15 protein-coding genes are annotated in these 17,051 nt (G+C 69.4%); 3 read left to right on the forward strand and 12 right to left on the reverse strand.

Translation table 11 applies throughout. The features are described from left to right. The 6 genes from DEU32_RS13440 to DEU32_RS16950 all read right to left on the reverse strand — a co-directional run bounded on the left by DEU32_RS13440 (position 1) and on the right by DEU32_RS16950 (position 5,822). Positions 1-1,413: a cytochrome ubiquinol oxidase subunit I gene (locus DEU32_RS13440; RefSeq protein WP_058741682.1), complete on the reverse strand. Its 1,413-nt coding sequence runs from the start codon at positions 1,411-1,413 to the stop codon at positions 1-3. Between the two features lie 276 nt (positions 1,414-1,689). Next, the gene (locus DEU32_RS13445; protein WP_114850986.1) at positions 1,690-2,610 is read right to left on the reverse strand and encodes an ABC transporter substrate-binding protein; all 921 of its coding nucleotides are present in this window, start codon (positions 2,608-2,610) and stop codon (positions 1,690-1,692) included. After that, the gene (locus DEU32_RS13450) at positions 2,607-3,335 is read right to left on the reverse strand and encodes an ABC transporter permease (protein WP_114850987.1); all 729 of its coding nucleotides are present in this window, start codon (positions 3,333-3,335) and stop codon (positions 2,607-2,609) included. The genes DEU32_RS13445 and DEU32_RS13450 overlap by 4 nt, the downstream gene beginning before the upstream one ends. Next, positions 3,332-4,048, reverse strand: coding sequence for an ABC transporter permease (locus DEU32_RS13455; protein WP_114850988.1), 717 nt, complete (start codon positions 4,046-4,048; stop codon positions 3,332-3,334). Before DEU32_RS13455 ends, DEU32_RS13450 begins: the two co-directional genes overlap by 4 nt. Next, positions 4,045-4,959 carry an ABC transporter ATP-binding protein gene (locus tag DEU32_RS13460; protein ID WP_114850989.1) on the reverse strand — a complete coding sequence of 305 codons (915 nt, stop codon included), beginning with the start codon at positions 4,957-4,959 and terminating at the stop codon, positions 4,045-4,047. Before DEU32_RS13460 ends, DEU32_RS13455 begins: the two co-directional genes overlap by 4 nt. A gap of 215 nt (positions 4,960-5,174) precedes the next feature. Beyond that, positions 5,175-5,822, reverse strand: a complete 648-nt coding sequence (locus tag DEU32_RS16950; RefSeq protein WP_058741686.1) for a TetR/AcrR family transcriptional regulator — start codon at positions 5,820-5,822, stop codon at positions 5,175-5,177. A 124-nt stretch (positions 5,823-5,946) separates the two neighbouring features. Here DEU32_RS16950 and DEU32_RS13475 point away from each other — a divergent pair, with 124 nt between their 5' ends. Beyond that, positions 5,947-7,032 (forward strand): App1 family protein, encoded by a 1,086-nt coding sequence (locus DEU32_RS13475; protein ID WP_114850990.1) that lies wholly within the window; start codon positions 5,947-5,949, stop codon positions 7,030-7,032. Positions 7,033-7,087: 55 nt separating this feature from the next. Next, on the forward strand, positions 7,088-8,974 hold the full coding sequence (locus tag DEU32_RS13480) for a glycoside hydrolase family 15 protein (RefSeq protein WP_114850991.1): 1,887 nt from the start codon (positions 7,088-7,090) through the stop codon (positions 8,972-8,974). Positions 8,975-9,165: 191 nt separating this feature from the next. Here DEU32_RS13480 and DEU32_RS13485 read toward each other — a convergent pair whose 3' ends face one another. The 6 genes from DEU32_RS13485 to DEU32_RS13510 form a co-directional block, all read right to left on the reverse strand. After that, complete coding sequence (locus tag DEU32_RS13485) at positions 9,166-10,539, reverse strand: glucose-6-phosphate dehydrogenase (RefSeq protein WP_114850992.1); 1,374 nt, start codon at positions 10,537-10,539, stop codon at positions 9,166-9,168. A 240-nt stretch (positions 10,540-10,779) separates the two neighbouring features. Then, positions 10,780-11,196, reverse strand: coding sequence for a cytochrome c oxidase subunit 4 (locus DEU32_RS13490; protein WP_058741690.1), 417 nt, complete (start codon positions 11,194-11,196; stop codon positions 10,780-10,782). A gap of 4 nt (positions 11,197-11,200) precedes the next feature. Next, positions 11,201-12,937: a cytochrome c oxidase subunit I gene (gene ctaD / locus DEU32_RS13495; protein ID WP_058741691.1), complete on the reverse strand. Its 1,737-nt coding sequence runs from the start codon at positions 12,935-12,937 to the stop codon at positions 11,201-11,203. Positions 12,938-12,948: 11 nt separating this feature from the next. Then, positions 12,949-13,851, reverse strand: coding sequence for a cytochrome c oxidase subunit II (coxB, locus tag DEU32_RS13500; RefSeq protein ID WP_114850993.1), 903 nt, complete (start codon positions 13,849-13,851; stop codon positions 12,949-12,951). Between the two features lie 312 nt (positions 13,852-14,163). Next, positions 14,164-14,538, reverse strand: coding sequence for an iron-sulfur cluster assembly accessory protein (locus DEU32_RS13505; protein WP_058741693.1), 375 nt, complete (start codon positions 14,536-14,538; stop codon positions 14,164-14,166). 163 nt (positions 14,539-14,701) lie between these two features. Continuing rightward, complete coding sequence (locus tag DEU32_RS13510; RefSeq protein WP_114850994.1) at positions 14,702-16,198, reverse strand: dipeptidase; 1,497 nt, start codon at positions 16,196-16,198, stop codon at positions 14,702-14,704. 52 nt (positions 16,199-16,250) lie between these two features. Here DEU32_RS13510 and DEU32_RS13515 point away from each other — a divergent pair, with 52 nt between their 5' ends. Beyond that, entirely contained in the window at positions 16,251-16,829 is a 579-nt protein-coding gene (locus DEU32_RS13515) for a DUF3043 domain-containing protein (RefSeq protein WP_229666892.1), read from the forward strand. Positions 16,830-17,051 lie beyond the last annotated feature (222 nt).

Raw genomic sequence — 17,051 nt, forward strand, 5'->3', positions numbered from 1 at the left:
CTAGTAGACCGTCACTTCGTGCTTGACCGCGCCGGTCTCCTCGTCGACCTCCGCCGGGGCGGCGGGGCCCTCCTGCGCGACCTTCTTGATGAGGCGGAACTCGACGACCGCGAGCGCGCCGTAGATGAGCGTGAACACGACGAGCGAGATGAGGACCTCGACCCCGGTCACGTTCGGGGAGACCCCGTCGGCGGTCTTGAGCAACCCGAACACGAGCCACGGCTGGCGGCCCATCTCGGTGAAGACCCAGCCCATGATCATCGCGGCCATCGGCAGCGGCACCGACCAGGTCGCCACGCGCCACACCCACCGCTGCGTCGGGAACCGGCCCTTGCGGGTCAGCCAGAGCCCGACGAGGGACACGAGCACCGCGCCGACACCGAGCGCGATCATCCACCGGAACGACCAGTACGTCACCCAGATGATCGGCTTGTAGTCGCCAGGGCCGTAGACCTGCGAGTACTGCGCCTGCAGGTCGTTGATGCCCTCGACCGTGCCGGTGAACGTGTGGGTCGACAGGAACGACAGCAGGTACGGGATGCGGATCGAGAAGAGCTCGTGCACGCCGTCCGGTGTGCCCAGCGTGAAGATCGAGAAGGACGCGTCCTTGCCGGTCGAGGTGTTGTAGAGCGCCTCGGCCGCGGCCATCTTCATCGGCTGCGTGTCGACCATCGTGAGCCCGAGCTGGTCGCCGGACAGCACCGTGAGCGCACCCGACGCGAGCATCGTCCACATGCCGAACTTCAGCGCCGGCAGCATGGTCTCGAGGTGCTGGTTCCGGGCCAGGTGGTACGCCGCCACCGCGACGATGACCGAGGCGGCGACCATGAACGCGCCGAACAGCGTGTGCGGGAAGGCGGCGAGGGCGACCTTGTTCGTCAGGACGGCCCAGATGTCGGTGAGCTCCGCGCGGCCCTTGGCCTCGTTGATCGCGAAGCCGACGGGGTGCTGCATGAACGCGTTCGCCGCGAGGATGAAGTACGCCGACAGCATCGTGCCGACGCTGACGCACCAGATGCTCGCCAGGTGCACGGCCTTCGGCAGGCGGTCCCACCCGAAGATCCAGATGCCGATGAACGCGGCCTCGAAGAAGAACGCCAGGATGCCCTCGAGCGCGAGCGGGGCGCCGAAGACGTCACCGACGAACCGTGAGTAGTTCGACCAGTTCATGCCGAACTGGAACTCCTGCACGATGCCGGTGACCACGCCCATCGCGAAGTTGATGAGGAAGATCCGCCCGAAGAACCGCGTGAGCTGCAGGTAGTGTGCCCGGCCGGTGCGGACCCAGGCGGACTGGAACACAGCCACGACGAGGGCCATGCCGATCGTCAGCGGGACGAAGAGGAAGTGGTAGATCGTCGTGAGGCCGAACTGCCACCGCGACAGGATCAGGGGGTCGAGGATGTCGTTCATGCGGCGCGTCCATGCCGGGTCGCCGCGCGCTGGTGCTGCACGTCAGTTGCTTCCTGTGGAAGGGGGACTTCTGCTGTCACTGGCCGTTGGGACACCTCCACGTTACCGGCCGGACACCTGCTTCGACAAGTTGTAGAGGGCTGAACTGCACGAACGTGCAGGGGCCGTGATCGGCACGACCGTGCGGAACATCGGTGCTGCGTGGACCCTTCCGGAACGACGACAGGCGCCGGGCTCGATGCCCGACGCCTGTCGTCTCCCGACGCTGAGGAACCCCTAGAGGAGGCCCTTCGAAGAGAGGAAGTCCTTCGCGATCTGCGACGCCTTCTCCTTGTCGACGGTGCTCTTCGAGTTGACCTCGATGAGCGCGTCCTCGGTGAGCACCTTGTTCACCTTGTCGATGTCCGCCGCAGCCTTGTCGTCGACCTTCTTCGAGACGACCGGGATGACGTTCTGCGGCAGGATCAGGTTCTCCGGGTCCTTGAGCGAGACGAGGTCGTTCGCCTTGATGCTCGGGTCCGCGGTGTAGATGTCGGCGAGCTGGACGGTGCCGTCCTTCAGCGCCTTGACGGTGAGGGCGCCGCCGGAGTCCTCGATCGCCTTGAAGTCGACGTCCACGCCGTAGACCGACTTCAGGCCCTCGGGGCCGTACGGGCGGGTCTGGAACTCGGAGTTCGCGCCGACGGTGAGCTTGTCGCTGACGTTCTTCAGGTCGGCCAGGCTCGTGACGTCGTTCTTCTCGGAGAACTCCTTCGTCACGGTGTAGCTGTCCTGGTCGGTGGCCTCGGCGGCATCGAGGACCCGCAGCCCGGACGGGAGCGCCTTGGACAGGCCCTCGTCGATCTGGCTGGCGGTCTTCGCCGTCGACTCCTTGTCGAAGTACTGCAGCAGGTTGCCGCTGTACTCGGGCATGACGTCGATCGCGCCCTTCTCGAGCTGCGGGATGTAGATCTCACGCTGGCCGATGTTGAAGTTCCGCTTCACCGTGAAGCCGTCCTTCTCGAGCACCTGCGCGTACATCTCGGCGATGATCTCGTTCGAGTAGTACTGCTGCGAACCGATGACGATGGTCTTCGAGTCGCTCGACGCGCTCGAGCCGCTGTCGAGCGGGTTGCTCGACGCGCAGCCGGTCAGGGCGGCGGCGACGCCCAGTGCCAGCGCTGCTGCGACGCCGGCACGGATCTTTGCTGTGATCACGATGGATTTCCTTCCGGGATGGGATTGCGGGAGCGCTCGCGCGACCCCTGGTGCCGCCGGGCCGACGGGTCGACGGTGCCCTTCGGCACCGCCGCCCGCTGGAGAGCGGCGAACACGATCTCGAACGCGATCGCGAGGGCGATCACGAGGATGGAGGCGCCGAGCATCTCGGCGTAGTCCTGGGTCTTGAGCCCGAGGAAGAAGTAGCCGCCCAGACCACCGGCGCCGACGTACGCGGCGAGCGTGGCGGTCGCGACGACCTGCAGGACCGCGGCGCGGAGGCCGCCGATCAGGAGCGGCAGCCCGAGCGGGATCTCGACCTTCCACAGGATCTGCCACCCGGTCATCCCCTGCGCCTTCGCCGCGTCGACCGTCACCGGGTCGACCGACTCGATGCCCGAGTACGCGCCGGCGAGGACCGACGGGATCGCCAGGATGACGAGGGCCAGGAGCGGTGCCTGCAGCCCGATGCCGAGCAGGAGCCCGAACAGCGAGAGCACGCCGAGCGTGGGGAGGGCCCGGATGCCGCCGGACAGCGCGATCGAGATACCCCGCGCGCGCCCGGTGTGGCCGATCGCGTACCCGATGGGGACCGCGACCACCGCGGCGATGAGGACGGCGAGCAGCGTGATCCAGACGTGCTCCCACACACGACCGGGGATGGCGTTGAAGCCCGTGTAGTTCTGCGGGTCGAAGACCCACCCGAACGCCTGCGCGATGATCACGACGCCACCTCCGCACGCTGCAGCACGCGCCGGGCGGCACGGCGGCTCCGGGGTGCACGACGGGTCCACGGCATGACGAGCCGGCCGAGCAGTACCAGGAGCCCGTCGAGCGCGAAGGCCAGGACGAGCACCATCACGATGCCCGACAGGATCTCCTCGTAGATGCCACGACCGAGGCCGTCCGTGAAGAGCGACCCGAGGCTCTGGATGCCGAGCACCGCGCCGACGGTCGTGAGCGAGATCGTCGACACCGCCACGACCCGCAGCCCCGCGAGCAGGACGGGGCCGGCGAGCGGGAGCTCCACGCGGAAGAAGCGCTGCAGGCCCGAGTACCCCATGGCGGTCGCGGCGGCCTTCGTCCCGGCGTCGACCGAGGTGAGCGCGTCGACGGTCGAGCGCACCATGAGCGCGAGGCCGTAGAGCGTCAGGCTGATGATGAGGTTGACCGGGTCCTGCAGGCCCGTGCCGATCACGGCGGGCAGGGCGACGAAGAGCGCGAGGGACGGGATCGCGTAGAGCAGTCCGGCCAGGGTCACGATGCCGGTGCCGACACCCGCCGCGACCCGGGAACCCCCGGGACGCTGGAGCCGGACGACGAGCCAGCCGATCGGGATCGACAGCAGGAACGCGATGAAGATCGGTGGGATCGCGATCGCGAGGTGCGCGAGCGTGGCGTCACTGATCGTGTCGAGGTTCGACAGGACCCACTTCACCGGGGTCCCCCACCCTGCGCCGGAGCACCCGGGGCGGTGTCACGCGCCCCGGCCTCTGCACCCTGCGGCACGGCGGCTGCCGCGTCCACCACCGTCACCGGACCGGTGAGCACGCCGGCCGCGCGGCCGTCGCCGTCCACCACGATCGGGCCGGTCGGGGTCTGCTCCACCCGGAGCGCCCGCCGACCACGGCCGACGCCGATGAAGTTCGCCACGAACTCGTCCGCCGGCTCGGCGAGGATCTCGGCCGGGGTCCCGAGCTGGGCGATCTCGCCGCCCTTCTTGAGGATGACGACCTGGTCGCCGAGCTTGAAGGCCTCGTCGATGTCGTGCGTGACGAAGACCACCGTCTTGCCGAGCTCGCGCTGCAGCCGGATGAGCTCGTCCTGCAGGTCGTTGCGGACGAGCGGGTCGACGGCGCCGAACGGCTCGTCCATGAGCAGGACGTTCGGGTCCACCGCGAGGCCGCGGGCCACACCGACGCGCTGCTGCTGGCCGCCGGAGAGCTGCGACGGGTACCGGTCCGCGAAGGCCCGGTCGAGCCCGACCGTGTCCATGAGCTCGAGGGCGCGCGCTCGGGCGTCGCCCTTCGAGACACCGGTCAGGAGCGGCACGGTCGCGATGTTGTCGACGACCTTCCGGTGCGGCAGGAGCCCGGCGTTCTGCATCACGTACCCGATGCGCCGCCGGAGCTGCACGGGGTCGACACCGGCGACGTCCTCGTCGTCGATCGACACGGTGCCCGAACTCGGGTCGACCATGCGGTTGATCATGCGGAGGAGGGTGGTCTTGCCGCAGCCGCTGGACCCGACGAAGACCGTCGTGGTGCGGGAGGGGATGACGAGGCTGAAGTCGTCGACCGCCGTCGTGCCGTCCGGGTACGTCTTGCGCACCGAGCGGAACTCGATCATGTGGGTGCCCTTCTGTCCGGAGGTAGCCCGACTCCGACCGAGCGTACACACGCGGTCATCGTCCGGTCCGCGCGGTGACGGCCCATGACGGCTCGCGGACAGCGCGCCCTCCGGACACGACGACGCCCGCGGCTCCTCTTCGGAGCGCGGGCGTCGGCAGGTGGGTCGGCCGGTCGGCCGGGCGGGTCGCGCGCGGCGGCGGGGCCGGGATCCGGTCAGGAGGCGGCGGCCACCGCTTCGAGGTGCGCCCGGCTCATCGTGCGGTACTCCTCGATCAGCGCGGTGTCGGGCTCCGCCCGGTCACGCACGGCGCGCGCGATGACGGCGTGCGCGGACTCCGCGAGGACGACCCACGTGCGCTCGACGCGCTCCCCCGTCGGGAAGTCGAACCGGTCGTGCAGGACCTGCGCGACGGCCGCCCCCAGCGCGGCCATCCGGTCCTCGGCGTCCCCGGTCCCGGTGTCGGCCGGGTCACCGAAGCGGATCGCCCGGAAGCCCGGCTCGGTGCGGTACATCTCGACGGTCGCGTCGATGAGTGCGTCGCAGGCGTCCTGCCAGGTCGTCGCGTCGCTCTCGTCGAGCGCCGTGAGGAACCGCTCGGCGAGCCGCTGCGTGCTCCGGATCGCGAGGGCCTCGACCACGGCGATGCGGTCCGGGAAGTACCGGTAGACCGTGCCGATGGACGCACCGGCGCGCTCCGCGACCATGGCGGTCGTCAGGCGCTCGAAGCCGATCTCGTCGATGACGGCCGCAGCCGCGTCGAGGAGTCCCGCGAGGCGCGCCGAACTGCGGGCTTGGACCGGCTCGTTCCTGAGCAGTGATGATCCCCCCGGCAGTGCGTTCGATACCTCGGTGACGAGCACGTGTTCTCCTCTTGCGCCCGGACGGACGCGGTCATGTGGGATGTGACGGGGCAACTCTCGCAGAGACCGGCTGGAACATCGCTGCGACTCACCACAGCCTCCGACAGCGTGGGATAGTGGACGAATGCCCGACTGGACGCCCCACGAGCCGTCGTTGGCCGAGCCGATCCTGCACCGAGCAGCCCGCATCGAGGACGCCGTACAGGAGTTCCGGGAGCACCGTGCCCGTCGTCGTGGGCTCGTGCCGACCGTCATCCCCTACACCGGGTACGGCGCTCCCGGTTGGATCCGCGTGCTCTGCCGCGTCCTGCTCACCCGGCGGGGGCTCGCCTCGGACGCCTCGTACTACGGCGTGCGCGGCTGGAAGAGCTTCACGAGCGTCGCGGTCGACGACGCCGAGGTCACGGTGACCGCCGGCGGCACGACCCATGTGGTGCAGTCCGACCGCGGCGGCGTCGTCGACGTGAAGGTCCCGATCGACCTCGAACCGGGGTGGCAGACCGTGCGGCTTTCGGCCGGTGGGATGCGCGACGTCGAGGCGGACGTGTTCATCGTCGACCCGGCGACGCGCTTCGGACTCCTGTCGGACATCGACGACACCGTGATGGTGACCTCGCTCCCCCGCCCGATGCTGGCCGCGTGGAACTCGTTCGTGCTCACCGAGCACGCCCGCCGCCCGGTGCCGGGGATGTCCGTGCTCTACGAGCGCATCCTCGCGCAGCACCCCGGCGCCCCCACCGTCTACCTGTCGACCGGGGCGTGGAACGTTGCGCCGACCCTGCAGCGCTTCCTGACCCGCAACATGTACCCGGACGGCACGATGCTGCTCACCGACTGGGGTCCCACCCACGACCGCTTCTTCCGCAGTGGTCAGCAGCACAAGCGCGACAACCTCCGCCGTCTGGCCCGGGACTTCCCCGACGTGCAGTGGCTGCTCGTCGGTGACGACGGACAGCACGACGAGTCCCTGTACGGCGACTTCGCCCGCGAGCACCCGGACAACGTCGCCGGCGTCGCGATCCGGCAGCTCTCCACGAGCGAGGCCGTGCTCGCCGGTGGGCGATCCCGCGCGCAGGAGCGCTCTCGCGACACCGCGGCGCCGTGGGTCTACGCGCCGGACGGTGCCGGGCTCTGGTCCGAGCTCGCCCGGGTCGGTGTCGCCGACGCGGATCCGCAGGCGCCCCTGCCCGGGCCTGAGCCCCGCGCCTGAGCGCTCCTTCAGCGGTCCCCCCGCCGCGGACTGGTGGCGGTGGTTCGATGTGCGCATGAGCACCGCGACGCCGCGCAACCGCATCGAGGACCACGCCCTGATCGGCGACACCTACACCGCAGCCCTCGTCGGCCGGGACGGGACGATCGACTGGGCGTGCCTCCCCCGCTTCGACAGTCCGTCCACCTTCGCCTCGCTGCTGGGGACCGAGGACCACGGACACTGGACGCTCCGACCGAGCGACCCGCACGCGACCGCCGTCCGGCACCACCACCGCGACACCCTCGTGCTCTCGACCGTGTGGACCACGGCGACCGGCGTGGTCGAGGTGACCGAGTTCATGCCGGTCGGCGCGCACCGGGCCGCGATCGTGCGACGGGTCCGTGGCCTGCAGGGCTCGGTCGAGGTCGAGCAGACGCTCCGGATCCGCTTCGACTACGCGCGAGCGCTGCCCTGGGTCCGGCAGATCGGCGGCGACGAGGACCCGGCGCTCCTGGCGACCGCCGGCCCGGGATCGGTGGTCGTCCGCGGCGTCCGCTTCCGCGCGGACGACCACCGGCACACGAACACGACCACCGTGCACGACGGCGAGGTCCTCGACACCGTCCTGACCTGGTACCCGTCCCACCGTGAACCGCCGGCGCCGCTCGACGTCGACACGGCACTGCACCGGGCGGAGCAGTGGTGGCGGGACTGGATGGCGACGGCGCACACCGAGGGGCAGTACGCCGAGGCGAGCCGACGCTCCCTGCTGCTCCTGCGCGCGATGACCCACGGCGAGACCGGCGGCGTCGTGGCGGCCGCGACCACGAGCCTCCCGGAGGACCCCGGCGGAGAACGCAACTGGGACTACCGCTACGTGTGGCTGCGCGACGCGTCGCTCGCCCTGGCGACCCTGATCGCCCACGGCTACCGCGACGAGGCCGCGCACTGGCGCGGCTGGCTGCTCCGCGCGATCGCGGGCGACCCCGCGGACGTGCAGATCATGTACGGCATCGCCGGGGAGCGCGAGCTGCCGGAGCGCACGCTCGAGGAGCTTCCCGGCTACCTCGACTCGACCCCGGTCCGACTCGGCAACGGCGCCTCGACCCAGTACCAGGGCGACGTGTTCGGCGAGGTCCTGGCCGCCCTCCACGACGCCCGTGAGCTCGGCGTCGAGGAGAACGCGGACTCGTGGGCGCTCCAGCGTGCCCTGCTCGGCTACGTCGAGGAGCACTGGCAGGAGCCCGACAACGGGATCTGGGAGATGCGTGGGCCGCGTCGGCACTTCACGCACTCGCGGGCCATGATCTGGGCGGCGTTCGACCGAGGCGTCGCCGCCGTCGAGGAGTTCGGGCTCGAGGGTCCCGTCGACCGCTGGCGGACGCTCCGTGACCAGGTCCGCGCCGAGATCGAGGAACACGGATGGAACGCCGACCGGGGGGCCTTCCGCCAGCACTACGACACCGACGAGGTCGACGCCAGCCTGCTCGTCCTGCCCCAGATCGGGTTCTGCCGTGCCGACGACCCGCGCATGACGGGCACGGTGGCCGCGATCGAGCAGGACCTGCGCGTCGGGGACCACGGCCTCGTCCTGCGCTACCGGACGAGCGCCGGCTTCGACGGGCTCTCCGGCAGCGAGCACCCGTTCCTGGCATGCTCGTTCTGGCTCGTCGAGCAGTACGCGGCCTCCGGGCGGGTCGACGACGCCGAACGCCTGATGGACGTGCTCGTCGGCTACGCGAACGACGTCGGCATGCTCTCCGAGGAGATCGACGTCGCCACCGGGCACCACATCGGCAACACCCCGCAGGTGCTGTCCCACCTGACGCTCGTGTCCGCGGCGGACGCGATCGCGCGGGCCCGCGGCGAGGCGTCCGGGCACCGCACGCGGCTCGCCGTGCACGACGGCGGCACGCGCTCGTGGACGGGCGGCGGCCGCCGGGCCGGCTCGCCCTCCTGACCCGGGCCGCCCCGCACCGGGTCGTTCCGGGCGTACCTGGTGGCCTGTTCCCACCAGGTACGCCCGGTTCCGCTCTGCACATCACTCGCTCTGGGAAGGAACGGGCGGACAGACGGACGGGAGGCGCGGTGCCAGCTGGCACCGCGCCTCCCGTCCGTCAGGGGATGGCGTCCGTCAGGACGTTCGGTCCGTCAGGACGACGAGACCCACTCCGCCGGGCCGCGGGAGCCCGCGCGGTACTCCTCGAGCGGGACCGCACCGGACTTCCAGGCCTCGACGACCGGCTCCACGATCTCCCAGCAGCGCTCCGCGACGTCGCCGCGGATGGAGAGCAGCGGGTCGTCGTGGAAGATGCCGTTGAGGACCTCGCCGTAGGGGGTCAGCTCGCCGTCGTCGAACGTCGACGAGAGCGTGACCTGCCCCATCTCGAACGGGTTGCCGCCGCCGTTCGCCGACACCGACAGCTCGATCTCGTCCGGGTTGAGGACGATGCGCAGCGTGTCCGCCTTCGGCCGACCGGACAGGCCGGAGGGCAGGCGCGTCACGGGCTTGAAGGTGATGAGGACCTCCTTGCGGCTGGCGCCGAGCGCCTTGCCGGAGCGGAGGGTGAACGGGACGCCCTTCCAGCGCGCCGTGTCGACCTCGACCTCGATCTCGGCCAGGGTCTCGGTGCCGCGCGACTTGTCGACCCCGTCCTCGTCCTGGTACGACGGCAGCTCCTTGCCGTCGATGGTGCCCGCCGTGTAGACGGCGCGGCGGGAGGCGATCGTCGCGTCGCCGCCCTTCAGCTCGGTCGACCGGAGCACGCGAGCGAGGGACGAACGGAACTCGACCGCGTCGATGTCCGCCGGAGCGTCCATGGTCACGATGCCGAGGATCTGGAGCAGGTGCGACTGGATCATGTCGACCATCGCGCCGGCCTCGTCGTAGTACTGCGCGCGGTTCTCGAGACCGAGGGTCTCGTCGTAGAAGATGTCGACCTTCTCGATGTTGTCCGCGTTCCAGATCGGTTCGAACAGGCGGTTCGCGAAGCGCAGACCGATGATGTTCAGGACCGTGGTGCGGCCGAGGAAGTGGTCCGTGCGGTGCACGCGCTCCTCGGGGACGAGCTTGAGCACCGTCTCGTTGAGGGCCTTCGCGCTCGCGACGTCGGTGCCGAACGGCTTCTCGAACGCCAGGGTCGTGCCCGCGGGGAGCTCGACCTCCTGCAGCGCCTCGCAGATGTCGGACGCGATCTGCGGCGGCAGGGCGAAGTACAGGATGGGCTCGGCGTCGGCCGCGGCCAGGAGCGCCTCGAGGTGATTCGGGTCGGTCGGGTCGCCCTGGATGAACTGCGTCGACGCGAGGGTGGCGTCGACCTCCTCACCCTTGACGTCCTGCGAGGCGAAGGACTTCGTGACGACGTCCTTCCACTGGTCCTCGCTGCGGGCGCTGCGACCGGTACCGATGAGCTGGACGGGAACCGCTCGACCGCTCTGCAGGAACGTGCCGAGGCCCGGCAGCAGCAGGCGGGAGGCGAGGTCGCCCGTCGCGCCGAAGATGATGAGGGTGCGCTTGTCGGTCACCGGAGGTGAGTCCTTTCGCTGTGGTGGAGGGGGTCCGCTCGAGGCCAAGCCGTGAGCGGGCCGGTTGATTCCCGATCGGTACCGGTTCTGCGCGGATCGATACGGGAGGTCGAGGGGGTACCTACGAGTCTGCTCGGACCAGCTTGCTCGCGTACGGCTGGCCCCGAACGCACTTCGGGCGGCACCGGTGGTGGTGCCGCCCGAAGGTGTCAGGTGCGGTGGGCCGCAGCCCGCCGGGACTCAGTGCCCGAAGTTGCCGCGGTAGTACTCGTAGACCCAGCCCACGAGCGTCACGGTGACGAGCGCGAGCCCGATCGGGACGATCCACAGGCCGGCCGCGAGGCCGAGGAAGCAGACGGCGGTGGAGCCGGCCAGCAGGATCGGCCACCACGACCACGGGCTGAAGTGCCCGAGCTCGGCGTCGCCGTCCTCGATGTTGGCGTCGGCGCGGTCCTCCGGGAGGACTCCGCCCTGCGACGACATGACCTTGCCGAGGTAGAACGCGATGAACGCGCTCATGATGCCGGTGAGGCCGATCGCGACCGTGCCCACCCACTCCGGGCGCCCGTAGTAGAGCATCGCCCAGATGGTGTACGCGGCGTCCGCGAGGATGAAGAACCCGAAGAGGATCCAGAACAGGTTGACGTTGGCGCGCATCGCCTTACTTCACCTCGCCCTTCGCGGCGTCGTAGGTCGGAGCGTCCGGTGCGTCCTTCGCAGGACCCACACCGATCGGCACACCCGCTTCGGGGTGGTTCAGGTCGAACGCCGGGGACTCGGAACGGATCCGCGGGATCGACGTGAAGTTGTGCCGCGGCGGCGGGCAGCTGGTCGCCCACTCGAGCGAGCGGCCGTAGCCCCACGGGTCGTTCACGGCGACCTTGGGTGCGTTCCGGGCGGTGACGTAGACGTTGAAGATGAACGGCAGGAACGAGATCGCGAGGATCATCGAGCCGATCGTCGACAGCTGGTTCATCCAGGTGAACCCGTCGTTCGGCAGGTAGGTCGCGTAGCGACGCGGCATGCCGATGACGCCCAGCCAGTGCTGGATGAGGAACGTCGTGTGGAAGCCGATGAACAGGAGCCAGAAGTGGATCTTGCCGAGACGCTCGTTGAGCATCTTGCCGGTCCACTTCGGCCACCAGAAGTAGAAGCCCGAGAACATCGCGAACACGACGGTGCCGAAGACCACGTAGTGGAAGTGCGCGACGACGAAGTACGAGTCGGACACGTGGAAGTCGAGCGGCGGCGACGCCAGGATCACACCGGTGAGACCACCGAACGTGAAGGTGATGAGGAAGCCGACGGCCCACAGGAGCGGCGTCTCGAACGTGACCGAACCGCGCCACATCGTGCCGACCCAGTTGAAGATCTTCACGCCGGTCGGGACCGCGATGAGCATCGTCATGAGCGAGAACCACGGGAGCAGGACGCCACCGGTGACGTACATGTGGTGCGCCCACACCGTGACCGAGAGGGCCGCGATGGAGATGGTCGCGTAGACGAGGGTCTTGTACCCGAAGATCGGCTTGCGGCTGAAGACCGGGAAGACCTCGGACACGATGCCGAAGAACGGCAGCGCGATGATGTACACCTCGGGGTGCCCGAAGAACCAGAACAGGTGCTGCCAGAGCAGTGCCCCGCCGTTGGCCGGGTTGTAGATCTGAGCGTCGAACACACGGTCGAGACCGAGGCCGAACAGCGCGGCGGCGAGGACCGGGAAGGCCATCAGCACGAGCAGCGAGGTCACGAGGGTGTTCCACGTGAAGATCGACATGCGGAACATCGTCATGCCGGGCGCACGCATCGTGATGATCGTCGTGATGAAGTTCACCGCGCCGAGGATCGTCGAGAAGCCCGTCATGCCGAGGCCGAAGACCCAGAGCGTGCCACCGAGACCCGGTGTGAACGTCGTGTCGCTCAGTGGCGCGTAGGCGAACCACCCGAAGGACGCGGCGCCCTGCGGGGTGAGGAAGCCACCGACCGCGATGAGCGAGCCGAACAGGTAGAGCCAGAAGGCGAACCCGTTCAGACGCGGGAAGGCGACGTCCGGCGCACCGATCTGCAGCGGCATGATCGCGTTCGCGAAGCCCGAGAAGAGCGGCGTCGCGAACATCAGCAGCATGATCGTGCCGTGCATCGTGAAGAGCTGGTTGTACTGCTCCTTCGTCGCGACCACGTGCAGGCCGGGCTCGAAGAGCTGGGCACGGATGACCAGCGCCATCACACCCGCGAGCAGGAAGAAGACGAACGAGGCGATCAGGTACATGTACCCGATGGTCTTGTGGTCGGTGGAGGTGATCCACCGGACGATGATGTTGCCCTTCCGCCCGACCTTCGACGCCTGGAAGTCCGGCGTCGAGGGCCTGGTCGGCTGGCCGACGAGTGACGTTGTCATCAGACGAGCCCCTACTTGTTCTCGCTCGACGCCTCGACCGGCGCCTTGTTGTTCGGTTCGTTCGTGTTGGTGTCGTACTCGTTGCCGAGCAGACCGACCTTGCCCTGCTCGCGCAGCGTGCCGAGGTACTTCTCGTAGTCCGAGTCGGACACGACCTTGACCTGGAAGAGCATCAGCGAGTGGTACTCACCGCAGAGCTCCGCGCACTTGCCCTGGTACGTGCCGATCTTCTGCGGGATGAAGTACTCGTAGTTCGTCTTGCCCGGGAGCATGTCCTTCTTGTAGAGGAAGTCGATGATCCAGAACGAGTGGTCGACGTCGCGCGAGCTGAGCTCGATCTTGACCTTCTTGTCGACCGGCAGGTACAGCGTCGGCAGCTGGGACTCGTCGATCGAGCCGTTGCCGTTCTCTTCTTCCTGGGCCTGGATGCCCTGGTAGTAGACGCTGTCCTCGGGGTTGTCCTTGTCGATGTAGTTGAAGTCCCACGCCCAGCGCTTGCCGTAGACGTGGATCGTCGCGTCGGGGTCCGTGAAGGGCTTCTCGATCGCGGACTGGTCCTTGGCGGTGAAGGCGAAGAAGCCGAGCACCAGGATGAGCGGCACGATCGTGTAGAAGATCTCGAGCGGCATGTTGTACCGCATCTGCACCGGGAGGCCCGTCTGGCCCTTGCGGCGGCGGTAGACGATCGCGGCCCAGATGATGAGGCCCCAAACGATGAGACCCACCGCGAGCAGGACGACCCAGCTGGTGGTCCACAGGCCGACGATGCGGCTCGTGTGGTTCGTGACGTCCTTCGTCTCCTCCGTGCCGGGGAGCCACCCGTTCAGCTGCTGCTGCGAGCAACCAGCCAGTGCGATGACCAGACCGACGGCCACCGGGACGGCCGCCCAACGTATACGGCGATTCGAACGCACTGTTACCTCTCGGAAGACGTGGCAGGGAACCGAGCGCGCCAAGGCGGCTCATTGCTGGTTCCCAGCTTGGTTGGAACACTCCTAGCTTACTCGCAGCTCGCCGACACTCGTGCACACGGGGCCCGCTCGGCGGTCGATCCGGGGCCCGGACTCGCACGCCGGACACCGATCTCCGCGCGGCTTTCCCCCGGTCCCGCGCGCCGACACCCCCCACGGACGACGAGCGGGGAGCGACCAGATCGGTCGCTCCCCGCTCGCGTGTCGATCACGGGTGTTGGACACCCGGAACCGACGACGCCGGTCCCGACAGCGTCAGTGGAAGCTGTCGCCGCACGCGCAGCTGCCCTGCGCGTTGGGGTTGTCGATGGTGAAGCCCTGCTTCTGGATGGTGTCCTCGAAGTCGATGGTTGCGCCATCGAGGTACGGGACGCTCATCTTGTCGACGACGACCTCGACCCCGCTGCCGAACTCGGCCGTGGCGTCGCCGTCGAGCAGGCGCTCGTCGAAGTAGAGCTGGTAGATCAGGCCCGAGCACCCGCCGGGCTGGACCGCCAGGCGCAGGCGGAGGTCGTCGCGGCCCTCTTGCTCGAGCAGGCTCGCCACCTTCGCCGCGGCCGTGTCGCTGAGCGCGACGCCGTGCGAGCGTGCGTCCGTCGCCGGTGCGTTGTCGATGATGGTGTCGCTCATCGCGCGTCTCCCTCCGGGCGGTGACGATCACCGCGCCTGGTCACGATTGTAAGCACGCCGGCCGACAGCGCGAGCATCGCTCCACAGTCCGGCTCGCGAGCCGGCGACGGACGGACGGGAGGCACGTGGCGGGCCCGCCACGTGCCTCCCGTCCGGTGCGGCGTCAGCCGCGCGACGCCAGTCGCGCCAGCAGGATCGTCTCGGACGCGATCGCGCGGTGCAGGACGCCGAGGTGCTGCGACTCGTTCGGGCTGTGCGCACGGGTGTCCGGGTCCTCGACGCCGGTCACGAGGATCTGCGCGTCCGGGAACTCCGCGGCCAGGTCGGACACGAACGGGATCGAGCCGCCGATGCCCTGCTCGACGGCGGGGTTGCCCCAGCCCTCCTGCATGGCCGTGCGGGCTTCCTGCACGGCCCAGCCGGCGGTGTCGACGAGGAAGCCGTCGCCCGTGTCGACCTCGGTGAGCTCGAGCCGTGCACCGAACGGCACGTGCGCGCGGAGGTGGCGCTCGACGGCTGCGTACGCGTCGGTGGCCGACTGCCCGGGGGCGACGCGGACCGAGACCCGTGCGGAGACCGTCGGCAGGAGGGTGTTCGAGGCGTTCGCGACGCTCGGGACGTCCAGGCCGGTGACCGTGATCGACGGCTGGAACCACATGCGGGACAGCACCGGGCCGGTGCCGACCGGCTGCACGCCCTCGAGGAGCGCGGCGTCGGAGGCGAGCTCGGCGTCGGAGCGCTCGGGGACGTCGGCCTCGTACGCCGTGAGTCCCTCGACCGCGACCGAACCGGCGTCGTCGTGCAGCGAGGCGAGCAGGCGGGCCATCGGGATCATCGCGTCGGGGGCCGCTCCCCCGAACATGCCGCTGTGGCTGGCGTGCTCGAGCGTGGTCAGGGTGAGCTTGAACGTGACGTTGCCGCGCAGCGAGACCGTGATGGAGGGGACCTCGGCCGACCAGTTGTCGCTGTCCGCCACGACGATGACGTCGGCGGCGAGGTGCTCCTTCTGCTCGCGCAGGAACGTGCGGAACGACCGGGAGCCGAACTCCTCCTCGCCCTCGACGAACAGCACGACGCCGAGGTCGAGGTCGTCGCCGAACTGCGCGTGCAGGGCCCGGAGCGAGGCGATGTGGGTCATCACGCCGGCCTTGTCGTCCGAGGCGCCGCGGCCGTAGAGGCGGTCGCCGCGGAGGGTCGGCTCGAAGGGCGGGGTCTCCCAGAGTGCGTCGTCGCCCTGGGGCTGCACGTCGTGGTGCGCGTAGAGCATCACGGTGGGCTTGCCGTTCCGGGCCGGGCGGACCGCGAGGACCGCGGGCTGGCCGAGTTCGACGTCTGCGGCGCCGTCGGCGGCTGCGGTGCCGGTGGCGGCGTCGTTGTCGGTGGTCGGGGTGTCCGCGCTCGGGGTGTCGCCCTCGACGGCCGAGCGGACGATGCGGACGGCGTCGTCGGCGAAGACCCCGGTGGAGCGCGCCAGGTCCGCGACGGCCTCGGCGCTCGCCTGCACGTTCGCCGGGTCGAAGGCCGACCAGGAAACCGACGGCAGCCGGACCAGGGCGGAGAGGTCCGCGATCGTGGTCGGCAGCGCCCCCTGGACGTGTTCGCGCAGGGCGTCGAGGAGCGCGGGGTCGGTCGCGGTGCTGTGCTGGTCGGTGTCGGTCATGTCCCGTAATCTAGAGGACGATCCAGCACGCAACCGCAGTCAGGAACGCACCGTGGCGAAGGCAGCCCCCAAGACCAACACGACCGTCAACCCCTCCGAGGAAGAACTCCTCGTCGAGCAGGGCAAGGGTCGCCCGACGCCGTCGCGTCGCGAGCGTGAGGCAGCCAACCGCCGTCCCCTCGTCGGCAACAGCCCGCAGGACAAGAAGGCCGCGCGCGCCCGGCTGAACACCGAGCGCGAGAAGGCCCGCGTCGGCATGGCCAACGGCGAGGAACGGTACCTGCCCGCCAAGGACAAGGGCGAGCAGCGCCGGTTCGTGCGCGACTGGATCGATGCGCGCTGGAACGTGGGCGAGGTCATGATGCCCGTGCTCGTGCTCTTCCTGATCCTCGGCTTCGCCGCTGCGCAGACCGTGATCGCGTCGTACGCGCTCCTGATGGTCTGGGCGTTCGTGGCGCTGTTCGTGCTCGACTGCATCGTGCTCTGGCTGTCCCTGCGCAAGAAGCTCACCGCGAAGTTCGGCGAGATGCAGCGCGGGACCTTCCTCTACATCCTGACCCGGGCGTGGCAGCTGCGCTTCCTGCGCCTGCCGAAGCCGCAGGTGCGCCGCGGGCAGTACCCCGCGCTGTAGTACGAGCCGCTCCCTCGAAGCGCCGTCCGGTCCACCGGACGGCGCTTCGTCGTTCCCGGGGCGAGGTTGTTTCGGCGTCCGGTGCGTCGATGGAGCAGAAGACGTCGCATTCCCCGGTCTTGGCGTCAGGGGGTGGTTGCAACACCTTGAGTTCGAGGTGGTGGCGTGGGGTGTTTCTTCGCGAGCAGCAGCAGGTGTTCTGGTCGGCGATCCGGTCGGGTG

It is taken from the genome of Curtobacterium sp. AG1037 (assembly GCF_003349855.1).
Classification (GTDB): Bacteria; Actinomycetota; Actinomycetes; order Actinomycetales; family Microbacteriaceae; genus Curtobacterium; species Curtobacterium citreum.